Annotated in this window: 11 protein-coding genes; 7 read left to right on the forward strand and 4 right to left on the reverse strand. The window is 67.6% G+C overall.

The features are described from left to right. Window positions 1–116: 116 nt before the first annotated feature. Window positions 117–899, reverse strand: coding sequence for a class I SAM-dependent methyltransferase (locus OHA42_RS09625; protein WP_406236295.1), 783 nt, complete (start codon window positions 897–899; stop codon window positions 117–119). Window positions 900–1,089: 190 nt separating this feature from the next. After that, window positions 1,090–1,668, reverse strand: coding sequence for a helix-turn-helix domain-containing protein (locus OHA42_RS09630; RefSeq protein ID WP_406236297.1), 579 nt, complete (start codon window positions 1,666–1,668; stop codon window positions 1,090–1,092). Window positions 1,669–1,735: 67 nt separating this feature from the next. Here OHA42_RS09630 and OHA42_RS09635 point away from each other — a divergent pair, with 67 nt between their 5' ends. Next, the gene (locus OHA42_RS09635; RefSeq protein WP_406236299.1) at window positions 1,736–2,713 is read left to right on the forward strand and encodes an alpha/beta hydrolase family protein; all 978 of its coding nucleotides are present in this window, start codon (window positions 1,736–1,738) and stop codon (window positions 2,711–2,713) included. Between the two features lie 7 nt (window positions 2,714–2,720). On the opposite strand, the gene dtd is transcribed toward OHA42_RS09635, so the two are convergent. After that, window positions 2,721–3,164, reverse strand: coding sequence for a D-aminoacyl-tRNA deacylase (gene dtd, locus OHA42_RS09640; protein ID WP_406239248.1), 444 nt, complete (start codon window positions 3,162–3,164; stop codon window positions 2,721–2,723). A 51-nt stretch (window positions 3,165–3,215) separates the two neighbouring features. Next, window positions 3,216–4,688 (reverse strand): hypothetical protein, encoded by a 1,473-nt coding sequence (locus tag OHA42_RS09645; protein WP_406236302.1) that lies wholly within the window; start codon window positions 4,686–4,688, stop codon window positions 3,216–3,218. 236 nt (window positions 4,689–4,924) lie between these two features. Here OHA42_RS09645 and OHA42_RS09650 point away from each other — a divergent pair, with 236 nt between their 5' ends. The 6 genes from OHA42_RS09650 (at window position 4,925) to OHA42_RS09675 (ending at window position 26,404) form a co-directional block, all read left to right on the forward strand. After that, the gene (locus OHA42_RS09650) at window positions 4,925–5,416 is read left to right on the forward strand and encodes a hypothetical protein (protein WP_406236304.1); all 492 of its coding nucleotides are present in this window, start codon (window positions 4,925–4,927) and stop codon (window positions 5,414–5,416) included. Window positions 5,417–5,847: 431 nt separating this feature from the next. After that, window positions 5,848–7,773 (forward strand): hypothetical protein, encoded by a 1,926-nt coding sequence (locus OHA42_RS09655; RefSeq protein ID WP_406236306.1) that lies wholly within the window; start codon window positions 5,848–5,850, stop codon window positions 7,771–7,773. A 163-nt stretch (window positions 7,774–7,936) separates the two neighbouring features. Further along, entirely contained in the window at window positions 7,937–8,251 is a 315-nt protein-coding gene (locus tag OHA42_RS09660; RefSeq protein ID WP_406236308.1) for a hypothetical protein, read from the forward strand. Window positions 8,252–8,302: 51 nt separating this feature from the next. Further along, window positions 8,303–8,833: a YbaB/EbfC family nucleoid-associated protein gene (locus OHA42_RS09665; protein WP_406236310.1), complete on the forward strand. Its 531-nt coding sequence runs from the start codon at window positions 8,303–8,305 to the stop codon at window positions 8,831–8,833. 33 nt (window positions 8,834–8,866) lie between these two features. Further along, window positions 8,867–25,939 carry a glycerophosphodiester phosphodiesterase family protein gene (locus tag OHA42_RS09670; protein ID WP_406236312.1) on the forward strand — a complete coding sequence of 5,691 codons (17,073 nt, stop codon included), beginning with the start codon at window positions 8,867–8,869 and terminating at the stop codon, window positions 25,937–25,939. Continuing rightward, window positions 25,940–26,404 (forward strand): hypothetical protein, encoded by a 465-nt coding sequence (locus OHA42_RS09675; protein WP_406236314.1) that lies wholly within the window; start codon window positions 25,940–25,942, stop codon window positions 26,402–26,404. It begins immediately after the preceding gene. Window positions 26,405–26,414 lie beyond the last annotated feature (10 nt).

Genomic DNA, 26,414 nt, shown 5'->3' on the forward strand with positions numbered 1-26,414 from the left:
GTTCGAGATGAACTTTTGACGATGTAGAAATCGTATGTCGCATCGTCGACTACTCACCTGAGTAGGGAACTACTCGAATTCCATTGGGCTGCGGCGGATCCGGATGGCGTAGCGCTTCATTTGCGCTGGGGCGCCGGGGTTTCGGTCCTGCGGACGGCGCGGATGACGTCGGTGACGAGGGGCACGTCGAATTCGCCGTCGGCGGTCTCTGGCCTGCTGCGCAGGTAGTCGAGGATTCGGCCGAGCAGCTCGGCGCGCTCCGGTGCCGTGATCACCAACGTGTGCGAGTGGGTTCCGATTGTGGTCGTGAGGGATTCGGCGGTCCGCCGCTGTGCGTGCGGGAATTCGGCTCGCTCGAAGTCGAGGAACAGCGAGTGCTTCGGGAGCTGGTCACCAGGCTTCGGTGGCGGAATTGCGACTCTCGGCCGGGAGACCGCCTGCAGGCCGATGATCCAGTCGACCGTGCTGTCGTCGGTGTTCCAGAGTGCGGCGAACACGCCACCGTCGCGCAGCACCCTGGCGATCTCGGGGAAGGCGCGCTCCTGGTCGAACCAGTGGAATGCCTGTCCGGAAAGCACCGCATCTACCGAATTGTCCGGCAGCGGAATGGACTCCGCGGCACCGGCGAGCGTAGTCACGTCGGGGTAACGCGCAATCAGTTCACTGCGCATCTCGGCATCGGGCTCGACGGCGATCGGCTCGGCTCCTGCACCGAGCAGACCTGCGGTGAGCTTGCCGGTGCCTGCGCCGAGATCGAGGACCACGAGCGAGTGCTGACGCCCGAGCGGCTCCAGAGCCCAATGAATTGCTGCCGCGGGGTAGTCCGGACGATGTTCGGCATACGCGGAGGCCTGTGCGCCGAATGAGGCGGCCGCACGGGCGTGTAGTTCGCCGTCCATCCCTCCACCATAGGACCTCGAGTTTGCCTGTCCGGTGGTATTCCGGGCCATCGTGCTGGCTGGAGGTCCCGGCCGTGCTTGCCGGCATCGGCCTGGCCCGATCGTGTGGTTTGTCTGGGCTACTCCACGATTCAGCCTGTGCACAGCGCACGGCCGTCGCCTGATCGGTTGTCCGGTGTTCGCGCCGAAACTACGTGGTCTTGTGTGCTTTTCCAGCCGGCGCAACCTCGGTGGTCACCTCGGGCTCGTCGATCGGGAACAGGATCGGACTGAGCAGGTACTGCGAACGGCCCGGTGCGGGCGGGTTTTTCAGTCGGGGGATGATCGCGGCACGCAGCACCGAAATCAGGTCGACGAGCTCATTGTGGTCGAGCCACACGGCGTGTTGCCGGTAGCCGACCAAATCCTCGGTCGGGTTCGCCTGGGCACGATCGAGGTAGGAGTTGAATTCCGCGAGCAGCGTAGCCATCGCGGCGGCGAAGATCCTGCGATGGTCGTCCGTGGTCGCCGATGCGGCCGTGTCGGCGTCGATCACCGCGCGTTCCCTGCGCAGCCGGTAGTGGCGCTCGACCGCGCCGCGCACCCGCTGTTCGCTGTCGACCTCGAGGATGCCGCCGCCTGCCAGTAGGTCGACGTGGCGGTAGACGGTGGCCTTCGAGACATCGGGCATTCGGGCGCACAGTTGTGCCGTTGTCAGGGTTTGGCCACCCGACATTGCATGCACGATCCGCAATCGCACCGGGTGGACCAGCAGCTCCAGGGAGTCCATATCCGAATGTTCTCACTTATGATACCGTTCTCAAAGTTGAGAATGCTCAAGGGTTGTGGAGGACACGATGAATGGACCCGAGTCGGCCGTCACGGATGTGCCGTCGTGGCAGGCGCCGGAGTATGCGAATCCCGAGGTCTTCGATGAGCGGGCGGTGACCGTGGGGTCCGGGGAATTCGCAGTGTCGGGCGTGCTGAGCATCCCGCATGGCGACGGTCCGCATCCCGCGGTGGTGTTGTTGGCCGGCGGTGGGCCGTTCGACGCCGATGGCACTGTGGGGCCGAACAAGATCTACAAGGATCTTGCGTGGGGGTTGGCGAGCCGCGGAATAGCGGTGTTGCGCTTCGACAAGGCCACTTTCGCACATGCGGAGAAGGTCGCTGCGACAACCGAATTCACACCGAGCGACGAGTATGTGCCGGCCGCGGTCGCGGCGATCGAGATGCTGAGCGGGCTACGGGCCATCGATGCCGGGCGCGTGTTCATGGTCGGACACAGCATGGGCGGAAAGTTTGCGCCGCGGGTGGCCGCGGCAGCGCCATCGGTGGCGGGCGTGGTGATCCTTTCCGGTGATACGCAGCCGATGCAGTGGTCCATCGTGCGTGTCCTTCGGCGCCTCGCCGAGATCGATCCGGCGGCACTCGCGGCGTTGCCACCGCTCGAGACGGCCATCGAACAGGCGAAAATGGTCGACAGCCAGGAACTTTCACCGGCGACGCCGGCAGTGCGGCTGCCGTTCGGCATGTCGGCCGCATACTGGCTGGACCTGCGGGCCTACGACCCGGTCGCGGTCGCGGCGACATTGCGCAAGCCTATGTTGATTCTGCAGGGCGAGCGTGACTATCAGGTCACTGTGGCCGACGACCTGGCCGGATGGCAGGCCGGACTCGCGGACCGCGCGGAGGTGACCATTCGCACCTATCCCGCCGACGATCATCTCTGGTTCCCGGGGACCGGTCCGTCGCTGCCCGAGGATTACACCCGGCCCCACCACGTGGATGCCGAGGTCGTCGCCGACATTGCCGACTGGCTGCTGTCCGCGTGAGCCGGCATCAGCCCTCCAAGAGCACGGTGACGGGTCCGTCGTTGGTCAGGTCGATATGCATATGGGCGCCGAAGCGGCCGGTGGCGACGGTGGCGCCCAGATCGCGCAATGCCTGGGCGAACGCGTCGACGATGGGTTCGGCGACCGCACCGGGTGCGGCGGCGTTCCAGGAGGGGCGGCGGCCCTTCGCCGTGTCGGCGTAAAGGGTGAACTGACTGATCACCAGGATGGGTGCGACCAGGTCGGCGGCGGAGCGCTCGCCGTCGAGGATGCGCAGCCGCCACACCTTGTCCGCCAAGGCTTTCGCGGTCGTGTCGGTGTCGCCGTGCGTGACGCCGACCAAGGCGACCAGCCCGTGGGGCGCATGGTGGGCGGCAGGATCGATCCGGCCGACGATCTCCTCGTCGACTGTCACCTGGGCGGCGGACACTCGCTGTAATAGGACTCGCACATCGGTGATCATGCCGTGCGGTCCGGCCGACGCAGCGGTGGGTGTGCCGTCTCAGCTCGGTTCGGGAGTTTTCACCTTCTTGAAGAACAACAGGTCGGTGTGCGGCACTGTCTCGGCGGTTTGCCGAATCCCATTGGCAGGCAGGTGGGTCAGCTTGGCGAACATGGGGGAATTGCCGAATGCGGCGCGGACCTGGGTTTCGGACGCATAGTCCGCGCCGTAGTCGGCCAGCGTCGCGAAATCCATGGGCGCGAGCGGCTCGTCGAGCGGCGCCTGTCCGCTCGGTCGGCCGAGGGCGGCGTACTGCGTGGCCTTGCCACCCTCGTACCGGCACAGTTCATAGGCCATGTTCTCGGTGGCGGCCACGCTGATCACCGGCCAGCGGGTCGAAAGCTGCAGCGCCAGTGGATGTCTGCCGACATTCGCCAGCTCCCACTTCAGGCTCATCACAGTCACCGAGCCCGGGTAGGGCTGTTCGATGAGCACCATGTCATCGCCCAGCTCGGTCGCCGAATTCAGTTCGAGATCGGCTGCGCTCCAGATGATTTCCACGCCGCCGAGATGGGTCGAGCCGATCGCGGGCTGCGCACCGTCGGCCGCATACGCGGCGATGACCGCGGCGCGGACCTGAGCGACGGCGTCACCGGCCGAACAGCGCACACTCAGTGCCCCGAAGGTCGTGGCGATCTCGACCGGCCGCGACGGCGGATCGGGCATCGCGCCGGGGGTCAACGGCTTGATGCCGACCAGGGCCAGTTTCCAGTTGATCTCTTCGATCGTGGAGAGGTCGCCCGCGGTTTGGTAGAGGATCTGCTGCTGGGTCAGCCGTCCGGCGCGTTCGAGCGTCGGGCAATCCAGCTTCGCGAGCGCGCTATAGGACTTGACGGTGAGGTCGATGTCCTCGATGCGCGTCTGGCGCAGTTGTGTCGTCATTTCGGGCGAGGTCAGTGCCGCATATCGCTCGCGATACATCGCGATGGCCTGCTTGCGCTGTCTGCCGACCATGAGGGTGCGCAGCAGCGTGCTCAGACTGGCGAGGTACTTGCCGGATTGATCCGGATTCGCCGCGAACAGCCTGCTGCGAATCCGCACCGCATCCTCGGACGCGGCGACAGCGGTCTTCGGATCCAGCCTGCACAACCACACACCGCACTTCGACAGCGCGTCGGCGCACACGCCAGCCGCCTGCGGATGGGTGTGCGCCACTTGCCGATAGGCGCCACAGGCGCTGCGGATAGTGCTTGCCGCCAGTTCGCGGTGGCCGATGTGACGAGCGGCCTGTTCGAACACGCGCAGCGCGTCCTGCACCTCGCCCGCAAACTGTGCGGACACCTGCCCGGCGGTCAGCCAGTGCAGCCGAATGGCGACTGCTTCTTGTGCGGGCGCCAAGGCTTCGGCGGTCCGGTCACGGCCGGAGCCGTTCTTCGTGGCGACCAACTCCTTGGCCAATTCGACCAACGACGTGGCCAATCGCAGCTGGGCTTCGATCGACCGGTCTCTCGCCGCCCCTCGATCCGCAGCCACTCGGCGCTCGATCGAGCTCAGATCCATCGCGATCCCAACTCCCGCATCAACCTTCCGCGTACGGTCGTCGATCGGCCGCATCCATGCCCGCCGAGTCTGCCACAAAAGCGGGCAGCGTGCGCTGGTGATCGCGGTCCGAAACCATCCGGCGCGCAGCGAGGTTGCCACCCGTCACCGAGCTCGGCGTCATTGCCACGGCCCTCCCCGTTCATTTCGGGGCAACGGGTGCGTCGTCGATGGGTGTCATCGTCGAATCGCAGTATCCGAACATCAGGAGCGACGCGGTGGCCGATGACCTGAAGCATGATGCGGACCTGTTCGAGAAGGCCGCGCTGAAGACCGGGCATGCTCGCGATCGCGTCGACGGCGTGCTTGTCACACTGGAGGCCGCGCTGGCCGGGCGCGGGGCGACATGGGGTGCGGACAAGCTCGGCCACCAGTTCTCCGAGGGCGAGAACGACTATCAGGTGGCGCGCGAGAAAGTGGTTACCAACATAGAGAACGGGTCCAAGAGCTTCGACAACTTCGCCAGCGGTTCTGCGGCCGACCTGGCGCGGGCAACCGAGCGGTTCGAGCAGGCGGGGGCCGACGTTGCGTGGCTGGACGAGCTGGTGGCACAGGGGATGGAGCGCGAAGCCCTCGCCGAGGAAGGTGCCGGCCGGCTCGATGGCCGCGTCGGCGTGGTCGATGGTGACCCGCCGCGGATCGTCGTAGTCGGCGGGAACTAGCCGGGCGTTTTCATCACGACGGCTCGATTCGTGCTGCCGAATCCAACCTGGATCGTCGTGGTTCGGGTAGCGAAGCGGCTGTCGAACCTACGCCCGACGGCGGCGGCTTGCGGCATCCGCAGGAGGATCCGCCGAGCGCGCCCCACCCGGATGAGACGCCGGAGGAGGTCGCGCCGGAATCTTCACCCGCTGACCAGATCTCGAAGCATCGCCCCGAGTGGCACACCATCGAAACTCCTGCTCGTCGTTCGCCGCAATCAGATACCACTCACTCACGAAAACTGCTGTACCCCGGGCGGAGGTCCTGCCGAGGTTCGGCGGTCGTTTGCAGGGCCGCTGTGCCAGGATGGGAGCGGTAATACTTCTCGGGCACAGCGGTGCCTCCCGCGTGGGGCCGCCTGCGGTGCGCAGATGAGGGAGACTGCGGCGACGTGACCAGACCAGGCGACGAGGTACCTGACAACCAGGCCCGCGACGAGTCGGATCCGGGACACGAGGGGGCAGGCGCGGTGCCGCCGGGCGAACACGGTGTGGAGGCAGCAGCCGAGCCGGGTGACGACAACGCCGATGTGACGGGCGGACTTGCTGCCGACGGAACATTCAACGACCGCGGATCCGACGATCGGACGCCCGTCGGATGGACCTCTGACAGTCAGACTTTCGACGACCGCGCGCCTATCGAGCAGCCATCCGATGAACGGGCGTCTGCTGGTCGTGCATCCGATGACCAGGTGTCAGTTGGTCGTGGACCCGATGACCAGGTGTCTGCTGGTCGTGGACCCGATGAACGGGCGTCTGCTGATCGTGGACCCGATGACCAGGCGTCGGTCAGCCCCACACCCGAGGCCACCCCCGACACCGATGCGGACTTCATGGCCGAGTTCATGAAGTCCTTCGAAGAGCAGGCGGGCGACGATCCTGATGTCGGGTTCTCGCTGGTCGAGAGTGCGCCTACGGTCGATGTCGCGGAGCGGGCCAAGCAGGTCAGCCACCAGATCGCCCGTAGCCTTGCGACTTTGGGGCCGCGCGGGTGGCGGCAGTTGGAGGCGGTGTTCGTGCTGACCACCGACGCGGAATTGGCGCAGGTGGTCTTTGCCGACGATCAGCAGCGCTCGGCGCGTGTGCAGCCGACCGATGAGGTGCTCGCACTGGTTCGTGAGCAGCGGCATGTTTCGGCGCAGCTCAGTGACGGGCCGTGGTGGCGGCTGCTGCTGACGTTGTCGAGCGCCGGCGAGATCGAGGTCGACTACGACTACGGCGACGAACCGTTTCCGGATGATCAGCTGTTCCCACCGGAGGTGTACCTGGCGGATATGGAGGTGTACCCGCACGATTCGTTGCCGGTGTGGTTGGCCGCCTACGTCGGTCACGGCGACCGGCAGTCGCGCCCAGCGCAGGTCGCGGCCGCACAGGCACGCGCCGACCGGGAGAACGGTGTGCGAGGTGTGTTGTCCGAGCGGGATTTTCCAGCGCTACCCATTATGTCGGCGCGCTGGGCGGTGATCGCGGCAGCGTTCGTCGCGGCCGGATCAGAGTGGGGACCGCGGGTGCTGCCCGCATTGAACTGGTTCGAGGGCGCCAAACGTAGCGGCTCGACACTCTATGCGCTGCCGGGCGGACGGGCCGTGCTGTCGGGCGGTGTGTGGAACGCGCCCGAGCTGGATGCCGCCTACAACAGGGACGAGCCGCTGCCCGACGTCTACGCGGGCGCACCGGAATGGGTGGCCAACCCGGTGCTGAATCCCCGTGCGGCCAATGGTCTGCTGTCGTTCTGCTACTGGTGGGAGGGCGGCAACTGGTATCGCGGCGACTCGCCGGGTTCGGATCAGCTCGCCGCGGCGATTCCGGGAGTCTGGAGCACCGAGACCGTGGTGGACGTGGTCTCGGGCCTGGTCGCCGACGAGCTGACCGACCAGCAGCGTGCTGCGGTCGCCACCCTGGTGTCGGCCGCTGAGGTCGGTGTCGTCACACGTGACACGATCGTCGGTGTCTTCGGCGCGGACAGCACTTTCGACATCGACAGCGCCCTCTACCAGCTCATGCTGGCCGGGGTGACCATGACGCTGCCGGAACCGATGCCGCAGGAAGACGCGATCGCGCAGGTGCGGCAGTTCATCCTGGACCAGGGCATGGACACCACCGGCTACCCGCTGCAAGATCTGCGCGCGGACCGGATCAACGTGGGCTGGATGGTCTACGTGCCGACCCGGCCCGGTGAGATCTCGATCGGCCGCGCGATCTTCTACATTGCCGACGACGGTGTACTGGAACAGTCTTCGTCATCGGTAGCGCCAACGGTGTACATCACCGAATTCGAACGGCGATTCCAACAGCGGCACGGCTCCGTTCAGGCTTGATCACGGTCTCGAACCGATCGGGCTGCGGCACTGACCGATTCGGAGCGAAATCCGGGAATTCCGAATCGAATCCTGCGTTTCGCGGCTGATTCCCTTTCGTGTCACATGACGTTTGTGCGATGATCACCTGAGTTGAGTTCTGACGCACGGTGAGGGATTTGGCATGGCTGACGAAGTGAAGGTGACCTCCCCACAGCTGCGCCACATCGCCGGCGACCTGGATACCGCTGCCGGGCATATCCAGAACGTGTTGTCGACGTTGGACGCCGCACGGAGCAAGCACTGGGGGAAGTGGGGCTCCGACGAATTCGGCGACCATTTCGCGGGCGACAAGGGCTACAAGCCTTCCGATGAGAACCTCACCGGTGTCCTCGACTCCAGAATCAAGCTGTTGCAGTCATATTCGGAGGGCCTGCAGGGCGGCGCCGACCTGCTCGATGCCATGGACGTCCTCAACGAATCGACCTTCCGCGAGTAGACATCGCAGCGACGTCGGACGCGCGAGCGGGGGCGAGGCAGGAGACGTGGAGTGGCGAACGAGGCGGCGAAAGCCAGGTTGGCCGATCTGATGGATTCGGTCCAGGCCGGCATCAAGTCGATTCAGCGCGCGCAGCATCGACAAGCCCAGATCATGGCGTCGGCATCGGCGGCGGGCAAGCGGGTGACCGTGGTTGTCAATGCCAAAGGCGTTGTCATCGAGACGCGTTTCTCCGCAGACGTCGATGATCTGACCTACCCCGAGATCGCGAAGGCGGTCACGACCGCGGCACAGGAGGCCGCGGCCGAGGTCCACCGCAGGACCAAAGAGATGGTTGCCGAACTGACGCGAGAACAGTCACGGCTGCCGCGGCTTTCGGAATTCATCCCCGGCATGCCTGATGTGCAGGACATGATCCCGACCGCACCCGAGGTCTCCACCGAACCACCCGCCGCGCGGGCCCGTGCCCGCGCCGAACTCACCGATGAAGCCGCCACGGCGTTGGAGTTCACCAGCGTCGAGCAGTTCAATCACGACGAACCGCCCTCGGCGCAGCCGAATGTTGCCGAGTCGGGCTGGTGAATCCGGATATCAGTGGTGCGGCGGTGATCTGAGATGTCTGCGATCACCTCCTTGTGGGAGTGGATTCCGTCGTGGATTCTCAGTGCGCTGAATTTCGGTCAGGCCTATCCGGAAGGTGACGAGGACGACCTGTTCGACTTGGGCGACGCGTGGAAGCTGGCGGCCGAGGAATTGCGGAAGCTCGAACCGGAACTTAAGGCTGTCACCGATCGCACCCAGAAGGTCTACACCGGTGACGGTGCTGTTCAGGCCGCCACCGAGTTCGGCAAGCTGTTCGCCGGCCCTGTCTCCATCAAGGAGACGGCAAAGGCCATGGAGGAGCTCGGCGCGTACACCAGAAACGGTGGCACCGAACTCGAATACACCAAATGCCTCGAAGCAGGCTTCGCCGGGATCACCGCCTATACGGTCATCGCACTGATCGCGGCGTGGCCCTGGGGTGAGGCCGGAGTGCCGCTTGCCTTGGGCGCCGGCCGTGAGGCTTTGGCCATCGCTGCGGGTGAGGGTGCCGAGCGCCTCGCGCTGGAGGCAGGCAAGGTCGGTCTGAAGAACTTGCTCAAGCCGTACTTCAAACAGATCACGCTGGCCGGTTTGAAGGAGGGTTTGAAGACCGGCCTGAAGATCGGGACGAAGGCCGGGGTGAAGATGGGCCTGGCGGGCGCCGGATTCGACTTTGCGATTCAGACCGGCCAGATCCTGGAGGACCATCGAGACAAGGGCTATGACCTCGGGCAGACCCTGAAGATGGGCGTCGAGTGGGGCGCAGGCGGGTTCCTCGGCGCACCGGTGGGTGTCGGCATGTCCCGCCTACTCGGTCGTACTGCGCTGTCGCCGGGGTTGCGGGGGTTGCTCAGCGGAATGACCGGCGGTGCGGCGGGCGGCCTCGGTATGTACGCGGGCGGCGTCGGTTATCAGGTCGGAAACCAGCTGGCGCACGGCTATTTCGACTGGAACAAGATCGACAAGACATTCAATCCGCAGCTGCTGGTGGTGGGTGCGGCGCTGGGCGGTATGCATGGCGCGAAAGTCGGGCTGAAGGAAGGCCGCGGACCGACGCTGGGAGGTACCGGGGAGGGGCTGCCCGACGGTGGGCCACGGCCGCGCGGTGGTGGTGACGGGTCATCGCATGTGCCCGAGTACGGTACGGCCAAGCAGGCCAAGCAGATCTATCGCGACATGATGCGCGAGATTCATCCCGATACTGCGGGCGATGGACCCAAGCCGAAGACCTCCTCCGGCGAGGAATTCGACCGCGAGGTCAACAACGCGTATGAGCGGGCGGTCAAAACTGCTGGAGCGGGCAAACCTGTCGACCTGTACGAGCTCAATAAGCTGCGTGCCGAATGGGACGCGGCGAAGGGCGGCGGCGTAACCGACGCAGGAGGCGGGCCCACCGCGACGGAAACCGGTGCCAGATCGGCAGATTCGGGAGCAAGGACCGGCGCTGATCGCGGAGCCGGGGTGGCTCCTACCGATCGTGGTGCGGGCGTTGCACCCACTGATGGCGGCAAGTCCGCGCCGCCAGCAGAACGCGGTGCTCGGCCTTCCGTACCGGACCGAGGCGGACCGGGGCGGGATGGCACGGCCCCGCAGTCGGGCGAGAAGAGCGCACCGCGGGCCGGTGCGAACAACGCCGAGGGCGGCGATCGCACTGCGAATCTCGCTACTGGACAACAGGAGCAACCGGCACCGGGCCGTTCCGGCGTCGAAGCGGAAGGGCGCACTGGTGCGACGGGGCAACCCGGTGCACAGGTGGAGCCGCGTGTCGCGCCCGAGCCGGGCCGGGGCGGTGCCGAGCCTGGTGGCGCTGATGTCGTGCCGCAGCACCGTGGCGCGGATGTCGCACCGGAGCGGCGCGGTACCGATGTGGCCCCGGCGGGGCGTGGCGCCGATGTCGCACCCGAACAACGCAGCGCCGACCCGCAATCCCGTGGCGCAGAGCTGGATCAGCGCCCGAACAATCCCGGCGCGGAGCGAACCCCCGCCGAGAGCAACCAGCGGGCCGGACCCGACACGACGACGCCCGGTCCCGCGGTGGGCGAGGCTGCGCAACGTCCAGGCGCGCTCGAACGCCAGCAGTTCCCTTCGACCGGTTCGCTGGCGGAGGAGTTCGCGAAAGCGCCGCTCGAAACCCGTCCGCCCGGCACCGGTGGACCGCTGACACTGCGCACCGGAGAAGCGCCGAAAAGCTGTGCGGTATACGGGTTGTGGTACGGCAGAGAGGTACTCGGGCTCGACGGGATCCTGCCGCTCAGCGGTGACGGCGCCGGCATCAAGGCGGTCGGTTTCAGCTCCGATCAGATCGCCACCGCAGCGCGCGCGGATTGGCATCCCGGCGGGTTCCGATCGTTGGACGAGGCAGCGACGCTGGTCCGGAATACCGGTGGATCGGTGCTCGGACTGGTGGAATTCAAGGGTGTGCACGGGCCGATGAAGGTCGGTGCGCACCAGCTCACGCTGTTCCGGCCGGAGGGTCGACCGGATGTGGTGATGGTGCGCGAATTCGACGGACACCGCGCCTACGAATACGAATTCCAGTGGGGGCAAGACCATTCGAATGTGGCCGGGGTGTACGGCATCGTCTACGGTCCCGATGGTCGCCCCGCGATCCCGCTCGAGGGCAAGCCGGCGGGAATGGCGGGCGTCGATTTCGCCTACACCCGGGCAGGTGCGCGTCCGGCAGCCGAACCGCCCCGCCCACCGAGTGTGGAGACACAGGCCTACGCCGAGGACGCGGTGCGCCAACTGGGCGGATCAGCCAAAGACTTGATGCCGGTGGACCGTGCGGGCGAGGCGGTTGCTCAGGCAAAGGCGCTGGCGGACAAGAACGCCGCATGGTGGCATTCGCTAGGTCAGGCGCGGCAGGAAGCGATGATCGAAGTTCACCCCGCCGAAGTGGGCAATGCCAAGGGTCTTCCCGGCGAAGCGAAGAACGCCGCCAACCGGCTGGCGTTGGAACGCGACATCTATTCCTTCCGTGCGCGTCGCCCGGAGCGGCTCGGCAGCGGCCAGTTGGTCAATCCGGAATTCGGCAGTGGTGAGCCGAAACTGTTGCGCGCCATCATCGATACGCGCACTGCGCTGCACCGCGCCGATCAGCTTGCCCAGGTGATGCATCCGGACGTGCACCATCCGCCGGTGCTGCTGCTGTCCTACGGCAATGGCGAAGTCGTGATCGCATTCGGCGATGTCGACAGGGCGACCTCGGTGTCCTGGCATGTGTTGGACGGAAATTCGGGCGCCGGGTCGTTGCCCGAAGATGTGGTCTATCCACGCAACCACTACGAGACGACCTCTCGGCAGTATCCGGACGCACGGGTGGCCTCGATCCTGGCCTACCGCTACGACGTGCCCGGCGCCGCTGCGATCGGACCCGAGGCGGCGGCCGGGTTGCTGCGCGAGCAGATCGCCGGATTCAATGTCGCCCGGCAGCATCTGCCCGATCCGCAGCTGCCGTCCAATCATGTCTTCGGCTACGGTCCCGGCGCGGCCACCGCGAGCGCCGCCGCCGAGAATGCTCGGCTGGCCGGTGAGATCAGCACGCTGACGATGTCGGATCCGCGCGGCTCGTTCCGGGTGCCGGACGCGGCGACCTACGGCCTCGAACGGGGCAGCGTGGCCGTCGTCGGCCCCGCACCGAGCCCGCCGGGCGCGTCATGGCCGAGTATGGGACTCGGCCGCGGCGGCGCGTCGCGGCAGCCGCGCGCCGGCACGGGCATCAGGCGGATCACCGTCGATCCCGCACCCGGCTCGCGATCCTCGATACTCGGGCGTTACCTTTCCGCCGACCCGGACACCAGGATCCCATCGCCGTCATTGGCGACTTTCGGCAAGATCGCGGCAGAACACGGTGCCGGACAATCGGTGTCCCGCTCACCCGCCGAAACCGGCGACGGAACGACAGGACCCGCTGCGCCGAGCGCTCCCCGCGCGCACCCGCGGCACCTCGGCCCCGCCCTGCCGGTGGACTGGCCACCGGTCACCGGCGCCGAGCTCGCACACGTCACGAGCGCGAAAGCCAAGCTGCAGGCGCAGTTCGGGCCGACTGCGGAGTTCCCGATCCTGCAGCGCCCGGTGCCGCGTGCGGATCCGGTCGCCGATTCGCGCGCCCGCACCACTGCGAACGCACGCTGGTGGCATTCGCTGTCCGCCCAAGAGAAATCCGCAATGGTGCGGGTGCATCCGAAGCTGGTCGGCAACACCGACGGCGTCTCCTATGGCGAGCGGGATGTGGCGAACCGGTTGGCGGTCACCCGCGGCCTGGAACGCTTCCTGGCTCGCAAGCCGGCCCAGCTCGGGATCATGAGCTGGTTCCGCACCGTGCTGACCGACGCCGAACGCACCGAGCTGCGCAACCTGATCAACACCCGCAACCATCTGGCCGCCATCGAACGCGGTGCGAACGAGATGATCGGCTCGCCGGAGGTGCAGCTTGTCGCGTTCGACGAGTCGGCCTACAGCGGCAACGGCCGAGTCTCCGTGTCGATCGGCAACGCCGACACAGCTTCCGTGGTGACCAGACAAATCGGTGGATACGGGACCACACTGCTGTCGCTGCTGTATCGGTCTGCCTTCGCGCGGGGGCAGTACGAGCTGGCCACGCGGCTCGACCCCGGCATCGAAACCGCGACCATCATCGACATCGGCTACCACCATCCGACCGCGCCACCCGAGGCGGCGAATCCGATCTTCGCCGAGGTCGGCGGGTATGTGGTGGCCCGGGACATCGCGGCCTACAACGCGACCAGGAGGTTCCAGGCCGGCCTGCCCGGGTTCGCACCGTACCCGCAGCTGCTCACCGCGCATGGGCACAGCTACGGCTCGACCACCCTCAGCCACGCGGGTGTCGGCGGCCGACTCGGGCGTCCCTCCGGAAAATCGGATGTCAGAGGCGAAATCGACCAAGTGATCCTGTCGGGCTCACCCGGTGCCGGGCCGCTGCTGCACGCCCGCCAGTTCGGGATCGGCGCGCAGAACGTCTATGTGCTGACCGCGCATCGTGATCCGATCGCCAAGCTCGGCGCCGACGAGCCGGGTAGGCGCGGACGGTTCTTCAACCGTGGGCTCGGCGCCGACCCGTCGAATGCCCGTTGGGGCGCGGTCCGCGTCACCGCGGAGCCGCCGCGCACGCCGGAGTTCCGCAGCGGCATGCGAGTTCATCAGGGCTACAACTCGTTCGCCGACCTGGAGACCAGGGAGCCGACCGAGGCACTGCTCAATATCGGCCTGATCACCGTGGGTCGCGGTGCCGATGCGGTGCGTGCCGAGCATCGGCCAGCGGTGGGCGAACCGACGCTGTGGCAACGGATCGCCTCGCGACCGGTCGATCCGGAGCGCGCCAGGGTGCTGCCGGACCGGCAGTCCTTCTGGGCGCCGAAGGTGGTATCGGTGCGCGACATCGAGGCCAGCTTCGCGGCGATCGAGAACGGGTCGCCTTCCTCGTTCCGCCCGGACAATCGCCATGAGGTCCGCCCCGGCGTCACGCAACAGGATCTGGACTATCGACGGGAGCTGGAGCATGTTCTCGCCCCCGCGACACCACCCGATGCCTGGGAAATCGCGTTGGCGCGCAGTGCCTTCGATCCGTCCGGTCCGGTCCGTGACGTACAGGAACTGCTGCATCCCGAGTACGCCGACGACGAGGTCGTCGCCAAGACACTCGAGCGTACGCAGATCAACCACCGCTGGTGGCATTCGCTCGGCCCGCGGCAGCAGGCCGCGGTGCGGCGGGTGTTTCCGAACCAGCTCGGCAACGCCGACGGTATTCCTTTCACCGAGCGGGACCCGGCCAATCGGCTCGGCATCGCCCGCGACCTGGCCGGTTTCCGCGCCGGGTACACCGCAGGCACCGACCTCGGCGAGTGGCTGAAACAACTGAGCGCGCGCGAGCGGTTGCAGCTGGAAAACCTGGTCTACACCCATCGCGCGCTGCTACGGGCCGAGCGCAAGGCGCGGTCGATGACACCGTTCGTGCCTGCGCCACCGGTGCAGGTGATGTCCTTCGACGCCACCGAATTCGGTGGTGAAGGCCGGGCCGTGGTCGCCTTCGGAAATGCCGACAGCGCCGACATCGACCTCTGGCAGATCCCGGGCATCACCACCACCTTGCAACGGCTCAGCGGCAGGCTGACCAACTCCTGGAATCTCTACGAGGTCGCCGCGCGACTGGCGCCGGAGGCGAACCTGCTGTCGATCGCATGGCTCGGCTACGACGCGCCGAGCGGCGGATCGATGATGACCGAAACCGTGTCGCCCAAGCCTGCGGTGGAGGGCGGCCGACTGCTGGTGCGCGACCTCTGGGGCTTCCATACGACCCGAGTCTTGCAGGCGCAGTCGGCCGACGGCGCTCCGGTGCCTTTCCATCGGCTCTTCGCGCACAGCTTCGGCTCCACCACAACGGCTTACGCGGCAGCGGGCGACCGATTCGCGGACATCGGGGCCTTCATCGATGTGATCCTGCTCGGATCGCCCGGCATGGGTCCGCTGCGGCATGCTGACGAATTCCGGGTGGCCAACGTGTACGACGCGGCCGGATCCGCGGACCCGGTGACCTGGCTCGGTGCCAACACGCCGGGTCAGCTCGGGCGGTTCGCCGGGCGCGGGCAGGGCATGGACCCGTCCACCTGGCGTTTCGGCGCGATCCGCATAGCCGCCGAATTCCCCGATCTGCCCAGGTTTTCCGACGGTCTGCGAACACACCGCCAGTACTGGCAGTTCCTCGACGAGGCGCTGCGGATGCCGACCGAGCCGCTCGGCAACTTCGCGCTGATCGCGGTCGGGCGCGGCGATGCCGTGCTGCAGGTTGCGCACCGTCCTGGCGTGGACAAGCCGACCTGGCTGCAGCGCCGGGTCGCCGGTCGTCCGAACGATCCAGAGGCGAGCAGGCCCGCTCCCGTCGTGGGCGCGTTCGACTACCGGTTGCCGCCGCTGCCATCGGCCGCGACATCGGGTTTGCCATCGGGGCCGGAGGTACAGGGCCACCGTGGCGGTCGCGGGCTGTGGGCGGAGAACACGCTGCCAGGGTTCCGGCAGGCAATGGCCATGGGTGTCGACGCTATAGAACTCGATGTCGGTCTGACCGCCGACGGCACCCCGGTCATTCACCACGAGCAGCGCATCGACTCGAAAACAGTGCACGACACCGCGCCCGCGGCACCCGGCGACCCGCAGTTCCCCTACGTGGGCAAGCCGATTCGTGAACTCACCCTCGAACAGGTGCGCACCCTCGACACCGGCGTGGTCAACAGCGCGTTCGCGTCGACCCAGCAGGCCGAACCGGGCAGTCGGGTGCCCACACTCGACGAGGTGGCGCAGCTGGTGCTGGCTTCCGGCTGGAACGGCACACTGTGCATCGAGGTCAAGACCGATCCGAAGTGGCGCACCGCGGAGGTAGAGGCGCTTGTCCGTGCGACCGTCGAGACAATGGACAGGCATGGTGTCCGGTATCGACTGCTCGGCTTCGACTGGCGGGTGCTGACCGCGGCGCAGGAACTGGCGCCGTCGGTGGACCGGGTCGCGCTGGTCGCACCGCGTACGGTGACCAACGCCTGGCTCGGCCGCGACCCCGGCGTGCCACGGCTGAGCCGGCTGGGATCGCTGGCCGCGCAGGCCGCGGGACGTGCCCGTTCGCTGGGCGGCGATCTCGCAAGGGCGGCCTTCGAGGCGGGCGCGACGATGCTGTCGCCGGAACGCACCATGGTGACCGAGGCGCTCATGCGCCAGGCCGGTGCGGTCGGTCTGCCGGTGGTGCCGTGGACGGTCAACAGCCCGGTCGAGATGGGCCGCCTCATCGAGCTCGGTGTGGCCGGGATCGTCACCGACTTTCCGGACCGCATGCGTGCGGCGCTGACCGATCGCGGACTCGCTGTTCCCGGCGCGGCCGGGTCGCAGCCGAGAGCCGGTCCGCAACCATCGCCGGTGGAGCCGTCGGCCGCGACCTGGCCGATCGCGGCGACGAGCGCGGCAGGGCGGGCCGCGGCCGAAGGGCTGGACTCCGCGACCGGGCGGGCCGACGCGGCCCTGGACGAGGCACTGCGCGCGATCGAGGCGAGCTTGGCCGAGTTCGGGGTCGCGCCGACAGCGCTCGCCGAGCCCGGTCGACCTCTACTGCACGACAACCTTTGTGCACCATGGGCGTTGGAGCTGATTCGCGCCTGGCTCCGTGCGATATCCGGACGCACCGATGTGCTCGACCTGCCGGTGCTCGACATCGGCCCCGGCGGCATGCTGCCCGATGCGCTGGAGAACCATGCGGGCGGTCGTCTCGAGGCAGTCGGAACCCGCGACGATATCGCTGAGCGGCTGCTCGGGATGGGTCACGGCGCGGCCGTGCTCGTGGTCGATCGGTATCGCGGTCCTGTCGATGAACACGGCGTCGGCGCGCACGCCTACGTGATGATCAACGACCGCGACACCGTTCGCGTCTACGACCGCAATACGGCCGGGCCGCAACAATATCGGTGGGGCCAGTCGGCGCCGGAGGTGCTGGGCAGCTCAGGCATCTTCTATACCGCGGCCGGAGATCCGGTGCGCCCCACCGACGTCTACGGACCCGACCCCGCCGTCCACCGTGGCGTCGGCATCGGCCAGACACCCGAAGATCCGTCCGAGCCGCAGCGTCGCGACGATGCCGCCGTGGAACCAGTCACGCCCAGCGGTGATTCGCTACAAGATCTGGCCGACTACGCGGTCGAATTCGCCGCCAAACTGCGTGCGCTCGGTGTCGAGCCGATGCTCGTCGGCGGGCTGGTGCTCAACGACTACCGAGCCACCCCACGCCCGACCGGCGACTTGGACTTCCTCGTCCGCTCCCTCAATGACGTGCACCTGCGCCTGCGTGCGGAGGGCTATGAGATCGAGCCGAAACTGGAGCGGCGCGGCGCGGAACCGTATCTGGTGTATGTGCGCGGCAAGGGTTTCCCTGTCGACTTGATCGTCGCCGAGACGCCGTTTCAGCACGAGGCGCTGAATCGTGCGGTGAACGGTCGCATCACCGTCGAGGACGCGCTGGTCTTCAAACTGATCTGGTGGCGTTCGAAAGACCGCGCCGACGTCGAGTCGATACTGCGGGCAGGGCACGACCTCGACCTGGCCTATATCGAGCGCTGGGCCGCCGAGTGGGAAGTCGGCGACCTGTGGGCCCAGGTATGGCAGTCCTGGGGAACGGCAGCACCGGTGTCGGACGCAAGCACCCCGGTGGCCGTTCCGACCGAAACGGGCCATGCGGCAGTCGCACCGGGCAATGTGCGTTCTGAGCCTGGTGCAGCCATACCGGAATATTCTGCGCCCGAGCCGGATTCGGTTTCGGCTGGATCGGATACCGCACTTGCGGATGAGGACGAGTCCGCCTCGGGCACTGCTGCGACGATGGCGGGGACGGCAGTGCCCGAGCCGGATTCCGTCGCGCCGACGGGGCCGCCGGTTCGCCGGCAGCTGCTGCGTGGCGGGCCGGGCTCACCGGACAATGAGGTGTACTCCGTCGAGTTCGCCGACGGCAGTGTCTGGGTGTACAAGCCGGTCGCTGGGCAGACTGCGGGGCAGATCCCGGTCCCGCCTTCGGATTTTATCGTCCGGGAAGTCGGCTTCCGTGACCTGGACCGCATGCTCGAGTTCGATATCGTCCCCGATACCGTCGCATGGAATGGGTTCCGTGGTCCCGGATCACTGCAGCGGGTCCTACCGTTCGATCCGCAACGGCCGATCGAGGAGTACTCCTGGCTCGCGCGCAGCATGATGGCGATCGAGGACTACGTCGGCGGCAGCCGGGACCGCAATCACGGCGGCTATGTCACCACCGAGCAGGCCGCGGGGCGGGGCGAGGTCACCGCGGGGCAGGGTGAGGCCACGACAGAGCGGGGCGAAGTCGATGCCGGTGCACTCGGTCCCGAGCGGATGGGCGCGATCGACAATGAGCACACCTTCCCGATCGACGCGAGTGGCAAGGTCGGCATCAGATCCAGCTTCGTCTTCGACGCGCTGAACCAACCACTGCATCCACTTGCCCTGGAACGGGCCAACGCACTGCCCGCCGAGCAGCTCGCCGCGCAGTTGCGCAGGCGGGGTATGGAACTCGCCACCCGGCTGGGCACACCGGTTATCGAACCGGAGGCGATCGACGGCGCGGTGCGCAGGTTGCGGGAGATCCAGACCAACGGCATGATCACCGGCGCGCACTGGCCGGGGCGGATCGATGATGCCACCAGAAGAAAAGGACAGCAGAGCGTATCCGTGCCCGCGCCGAGCGATATCGCGGAGGGCACGGCCGCGCCGCGTCCGGAAGTGCAGGGTCATCGCGGTGGCCGCGGATTGTGGTCGGAGAACACTCTTCCCGGCTTTCGCAAGGCCATGGAACTCGGTGTCGACGCGATCGAATTGGATGTGGGCGCGACCAAGGACGGTATTCCGGTCATCCATCACGAGCAGCACATCGACGCGGCCACCGTGCACGACACCGCGCCGATCACGCCGGGCGATCCACTGTATCCGTATGTGGGGCGGGCGATTCGCGAGCTGACCTACCAGCAGATCCGCACCCTCGACACCGGCGTCGTGCACGAAAACTACGCCGAGACCCAGTCCGCGGTCCCTGGCAGTCACATTCCGTCGTTGGCGGAGGTGGCCCGGCTGGTGGCCGGGCACGGTGTGACGCTGTCGGTGGAGATCAAGACCGATCCGTCCTGGCGCGACGAGGATGTGCGTGCGCTGGTCGCGGCGAGCGTGCGGGTGCTCGACGAGCACCAGGTGCCCTACCGCATCCTCGGTTTCGACTGGCGCGTGCTGACCCACGCCGCGGACCTGGCGCCGCGGGCAGCGCGGGTGGCGCTGGTCAGCCCGCGCACCGCCACCGAATCCTGGACCGGACAGCGCCCCGGCGTGTCGTCGTGGTCGCGGCTGCGCGGGCTCGCCGCGCAGCGGATGGGTGCCGCGCACACCCTCGGCGGCGATATCGCCGCGGCCGCGGTGGCCGCGGGCGCGACAATGCTGTCACCGGAACGCACCATGGTCACCCCGGAACTCATGCGACAGGCGCAAGGGCTCTCGGTGGTGCCCTACACGGTCAATGAACCGGCGGAGATGCGCCGACAGCTCGATCTCGGTGTCGCGGGGATCGTCACCGACTTCCCGGATCGGCTGCGCGCGGTCCTGACCGAGCGTGGTCTCGCTGTCCCTGATGCCGTGGTGAACGACTGTGCGCCCGCTGCTGTCCGGACCGTCATCATGCTGACCGGAAGCACCGCGGCGCGGGTGCTGCAGGGCAGGGTCGGACCTTCGGGTTGGTCGGCCGGAGTGCTGGAGTCCCACGCGGGCGGCCGATTGCGCCGCGCTCGCTCGCATGCCGAGATCATCGACCAGTTGCGTGATCGGGGTGAAGGCGCGACGGTACTGGTCGTCGACGAGTACCACGGCCCGGTCGATCGGTACGGTGTCGGGGCCCATGCCTACGTGCTGACCATCAAAAACGGCGACGTCGTCGCGCACGATGAGCGCAACGGTGCGCCGCGCCCGTATCCGGAGGGTGTGGCGGTGGGCGAGATCAAGGGCACTTGGGGCATCTACTACGACGCCGCCGGAAACCCGTTGCATCCCAACGCCACCCACGCTCCGGATGTTCGCCCGGAATCGAATATCGGTCAAACCAATGGCCACACCGACGATCCGACGCCCGAACCGCGCGACCGCACGGTCGCCGCACCCGGCCCCGGCGGGCCCGCACCGCCAGGACAAACCGCGCCCGATGGCGCGGTGGCGCCCGCCACCGTCGAGGTTGCCGCGCCCGACTCGCTTCGGGCGCTGGCCGAGTATGCCGACGCGTTCGCCGCGAAGCTGCGTGCGCTCGGCGTCGAGCCGATGCTGGTCGGCGGGCTGGTGCTCAACGACTATCGATCCACTCCGCGGTCTTTGCGGGATGTGGACTTCCTCGTGCGTGCCCTCAACGATGTGCATCTTCGCCTACGGGAGGAGGGCTATGAGATCGCGCCGAAGGCCGAACGTCCCGGCGCGGACCCGTATCTGGTGTTCGTGCGCGGCAAGGGTTTCCCCGTCGATTTGATCGTGGCCGAGACCCCGTTCCAGCACGAGGCGCTGAATCGCGCGGTGAACGGGCGTATTTCGGTCGAGGACGCGCTGGTCTTCAAGTTGATCTGGTGGCGTCCGAAGGATCGCGCCGACGTGCAATCGATCCTGGCGGCGGGGCACGACCTCGACCTCGCCTATATCGAGCACTGGGCGACCGAGTGGGAGGTCGAGGACCTGTGGTCGGAAGTCTGGCAGACCTGGGGAGCGCCCGCGCAGGTCCCGGTTCGGGCGGCTCCGGAACCAGCGTCGGCGGTCGGGCCTTCGCAGACCGCGGTCCAGGCGTCTCCAGAGCCGGAGCCGATCCCGGATGTGGCGCAGACCACCAGAGACCGGGGCGTGGATGTAGCCCGAAATCTGTCGCCGGAGCCGATATCCGAGGTGCCGGAGATACCGGTGTCCCCGCAGGCGGGTGCGGCCGGGTGGACCATGAGCGCACCGGAACAGGAGTTGCTCGGCCACGGTGCGGTCGTCCGGGAGGAGGTGCTCGACACGGGGCACTTCCACCTCAACGAGATCCTTATCGTGCATTTCGCCGACGGTGCGCAAGCGGTGTACCGACCAGGGGAGCGGGAGCCGATTCCCGGCATGGAGTTGCCGGAAGCCGGGCCGGTGGCCAGTGAGGTCGGCACCTATCGACTCGACCAGATGCTCGAATTTCATCAGGTTCCGCCGACCGTTGCGTGGACCGGAAGTCGCGGGCCTGGGTCGCTGCAGTTCTTCGTCCCTGGACTCGGCGAAGCGCGTGCCCCCCAGGCATATTCGCGTATCGAGCGATTCAAGACCGCGATCCGGGACTACATTGCCGGTGAATGCGACCGCCAGGCCACCGACGGCACCGTCAAGGATCTGGCCATCACGGCCGACAACGATTTCTCGTTCCCGGAGCAGCCGACCTCGTTCGTGGTGGCCGACGAAGACCTGATTCTGTCCGACGACCCGGATGCGCGCGTCGACCTGCCGTTTCTCGGCACCCGGTTCACCTTTGTCGTCGAGGCGCTCGACAAGCCGGTCCCGCCCGAACTGCTGGCGCAAGTGCGCGCAGTCGCCCCGGCAGACGTCGCGGCCATGTTGCGCGAACTCGGCCACCGGCCAACGGCGGTGGCGGGTGCGCTGCGGCGACTGGCCGAGATACAGACCAACGGCATGATCACCGGCACGGCATGGCCGTACGCGGGTGAACCGCCGAGCGGAAGCGCCTCCGTCCCCGGCGGTACGGCGGACACTCCCGCGGTGGGCGAAGTCGTACCGGAGCAGGCGGCGGCCGGCCCCGGTCCGGGTGTCGAGACCATGACCGGCCGGGAAACCGCTGAGACAGCGGGTGACTCGGCCTCGACTCCCGCCGCGGACCGGTGCACCGATGGCGAACCGGTCGATATGGCCTCCGGTGACGTGCTGCTCGACCGTGTCGACGCGCGCATCGCGGGAGTTTTCCCGTTCGAGTTGCGGCGCACTCACGTTTCGTCCCGCAGACTCGGCCGTCACTTCGGACCCGGCTGGTTGTCGGCGCTGGACGAGCGGCTCGAGATCGACGACCACGGCATCGTGCTGGTCTGTGCCGACGGCGCGGTGCTCAGCTATCCGTTCGCGATGCCCGGCGGTGTGGAGGTACTGCCCGCGTCCGGCCCCCGCTGGCCACTGTCGCTGGGCGACGACGGGTATCGCATCGCCGACCCGTCGAACGGCGTCACCCGAGAGTTCGGTCTCGCGATCGGTGGGCAGGCCGCGGGCCCGACGATCGTGCCGATCTCGGCATACCGTCATCGCACCGGGCACAGCGTGCTCTTCGAGGCGGACGAACGCGGAATCGTGCACACAGTCCGGCATTCCGGCGGCACCCGGCTTCGGATGGTCGCCGATCAGCACGCCACCCGCGTGACAGCGCTGTCGATCGAATCCGGCAGCACGTCGATTCCGCTTGCGCGGTATCGATACTCGGACGACGGCGATCTGCTCGCGGTCGTCGATCATGCCGGACATGCCTGCAGGTACACCTACGACAACGCGCATCGGCTGGCCTCGTGGACCGACCGCAACGGCATCTCCTACCACCACCGCTATGACGCCGCCGGTCGTTGTGTCGCGCAGATCGGCACGGGCGGCGTCTACGCCAACTCTTATGTCTACGGCACCGACGCGGCCACCGGCGGCGGGTGGGCGGCACTGATCGAAACCGTGCGGCCGCTCGATGTTTCGACGAGTGCCCGCTCGATGTCGGACGCTCGAGTCCAGGCCGAGCTGGACGCGCTGCAAGCCATGCCGGTGGCGACGGCACTGCGAACCGCAGGCCCAGCCGCGCTGGATCCGCTTGCGGTGCCCGATGATCCGACGTTCGGCCGGGTCCGGCTGTCGGTGTTCCGTACGGATGTGCGCGGCGACGTCTGGCAGATCATCGACGGAGCAGGCGCTGTGAGCATCTTCGAGCGCGACGCCGCCCATCACCTGGTCCGTCAGGTCGACCCCACCGGCGCCACCGTCATCTACCAGCGGAACCGCTACGGCCTGATCACCGCCGTGACCGGGCCCGACGGCGCGACCACCACTGTGCGTCGTGGCGCATGGGGCGAGCCGGTCGGCGAAACCGGCCCCGGCGGTCGCACCTGGACCCACCGGGCCGACGCGGCAGGCAACACCATCGCGACTCTCGGCCCGGATGGTGCGCTGACCCGCTACGACTACGAATACCGCCCGACCGGGGCGGTGCTGCGCCGGATCACCGACCCGACCGGACTGATCACCGAAATCGGCTGTGATGCATCCGGTCTCCCGATCCGGGTGACCGCACCGGGCAACAAGGTCTGGCAGTACGAGCGCGACGCGTTCGCGCGCATAACGGCCGTCACCGACCCGCTCGGCCGCCGCACCACCCACACCTGGACCGTGGACGGCAAGCCGCTCGAACAGCGCAACCCGGACGGCACCGTGCTGTCCTGGACCTACGATCGCGAGGGCAATCAGGTTTCCGGCACCGACGAAGCCGGGCACATCAGCACGACCGCCTACACCGTGCTGGATTCCCCGCTGCGGGTGACGACGACGGACGGTGCTCGGCTGCGCATCGGCTACGACACCCAGTTGCAGATCATCTCGGTGACCAACCCGGCCGGACTGGTGTGGCGCTACGAATACGACACCGCGGGCCGGATGATCGCCGAGACCGACTACAACGGCGCGCGGACCACGTATCAGCGCGACCGAGCCGGGCGGGTGTGCGCCGCGACCAACGCCGTCGGGCAGACCACCGCGTACGTCTTCGACGCGGCGGGCAGGCTCGCGGAGGAACGCACCGAGGACGGTCTCGCGGTGTACCGCTACGACCGGCACGGCGATCTGGTCGAGGCGGCGAACAGCGATGCGGTGGTGCGGATTTCACGCGACGCAACCGGCCGCGTTGTCGCCGAGCAGATCAACGATGTGGTGGTCGGCACGGCCTACGACGCGGCGGGCAAGCGGATCGCGCGGACGGTCGAAACGCCGGTGGCCGGCCGGGCCTGGCGCACCGTATTCGACTACGACGACACCGGCCTGCTGGTCAGCGCTGCCACCGCGGACGGCTCCGGACCCGCGCGGGTCATGGGATTCGGCTACGACCCCGCTGGCAACGAGACGATACGAGGTATCGGCGCCGCCCGCATGACTCGCCGCTACGACGAGCGAGATCGCATTGTCGCGCAGCACGCCTCGAACCCGAACGGCATTGTGGCAGGGCGAGACTGGTCCTATCGCGCGGACGGCTACGCGATCGGCGTCGAGGATGTGCTGCGCGGACCGCGCCGCTTCGAGGTGAACCCGGTCGGGCGGGTGACAGCGGTGACCGCCCTGTCCGGCGTCGACGCGACGCCGACGGTCGCCGAGCGTTACTCCTATGACCAGGCAGGCGTGCTGACCCTGGCGCGGGACACCGCACCCATCGATCGCGACGACCCGGTGGTAGCCGGTGATGTCAGCTCGACCGGCACCCTGGTCCGCACGGCGGGCCGACGCCGCTTCCGGTACGACGCCGCGGGCCGTCTCGTGCGCAGCTATCGCCCCCGAATATCGCGGCTCCCCGAGATATTCGAGTTCACCCACACTCCCGCGGGACAGATTCGGACCGTGTCGGCTCCGGACGGCTCCATCTGGCGTTACGCCTACGACCCGTTCGGTCGCCGCGTCGCCAAGACCCACACCGAGCGCACCGGATCGGTCCTCGCCTCGGTGGTGTTCGGCTGGGACGGCGACGACCTGGTGTACCAGCACCATTCGTCGCGTGCTGCCGCAGGCACGAGCTGGTGCCTGACCTATCGCCCCGACACCGGCGAGCCGCTGACCCAGCACCGGCACAGCGACGCGGACGATCTCGATGCCGAGTTCTACGCCATCGTCACCGATCTCGCAGGCGCCCCGACCGAGTTGCTCGACCCCGACACGGGCGCGGTCGCGGGATGGTCGACCAGCACGCTCTGGGGTCGCACGCACTGGAACGGCAGCGCGGCCACCGACCTGCGGTTCGCGGGCCAGTTCCACGATGCCGAAACCGGCCTGCACTACAACCGCCACCGCTACTACCACCCGGTGACGGCCACCTACACCGCACCGGATCCGCTGGGCCTGGAACCGAATCCGGTCAGCGCGACAGCGTACGTGCACAATCCGCACACCTGGGTGGATCCGCTCGGGCTCGCGGCCTGTGGCGGTGGCTGGTGGCGCCGGATCCGTACCCTGGGAGGTATCGGCGCGGCCAGGCAGGCCTACGTCGATGCGACACGGGCGATCACTGTGGACGGTCTGGCCAGGGTCGAGGCGGGCGAGGATCCGGAGACGGTGGCGCGCTGGGCCATCGACCAGCGCAACGAGATGAAGCTGGCCACCCGTGCGAAGCTACCCAGGATCTTCAATATCTGGGCCGAGCGGCGCAATATGGGGCACTACAACGATCCGGTCGGGCCGACCTACGAGTTCCTACACGACGTGAGGGGCAAGACACCGGTGGACATCATCAAGGGTGCGGGACGAACAAGCAGGCGCGTCAACCGATTGCTGGGGGTGCGGTAGATGACCCGCGACCAGATCTGGCTGACCCGCAGCGATCGATTCGAGTGGGTCTTGTATGCGACCGGCACCGGCCGCATCGTGGAGTCCCTGCGGCCGGAGTCGGCGAAACCGACTGCGGGCCTGCTCGGAAAATGCTTCGGCAAGACGGTCGCGTTCTACGTCGACGCCGATCGCACCGGCTTTGTCGTGCAGTCCGGCGCCACCGCGATCGCACTCGACGACCAGACGCGGGTGCGGTATTGGAAGTCGCGCCGAAACTACCTCGCCCACCTGTCGGTCGAACGCGGCCCGCAGCGTTTGCAGCTCACCGAGTTCACGATCGCGACCGCGGCCGACGATCCTGCCGATCCCGTCAGCTCGAAGGACTTCCTCGGCACCATCAATGACTTCTGCACGCGGGAGGAACGACGCAGCCAGGGCTTGCAGGTCTGGTCGCAGGACGCCGATCCGATCGGAACGACGTAAGCAGGTAGGA

Source organism: Nocardia sp. NBC_01009, from assembly GCF_045208035.1.
Lineage (GTDB): Bacteria > Actinomycetota > Actinomycetes > Mycobacteriales > Mycobacteriaceae > Nocardia.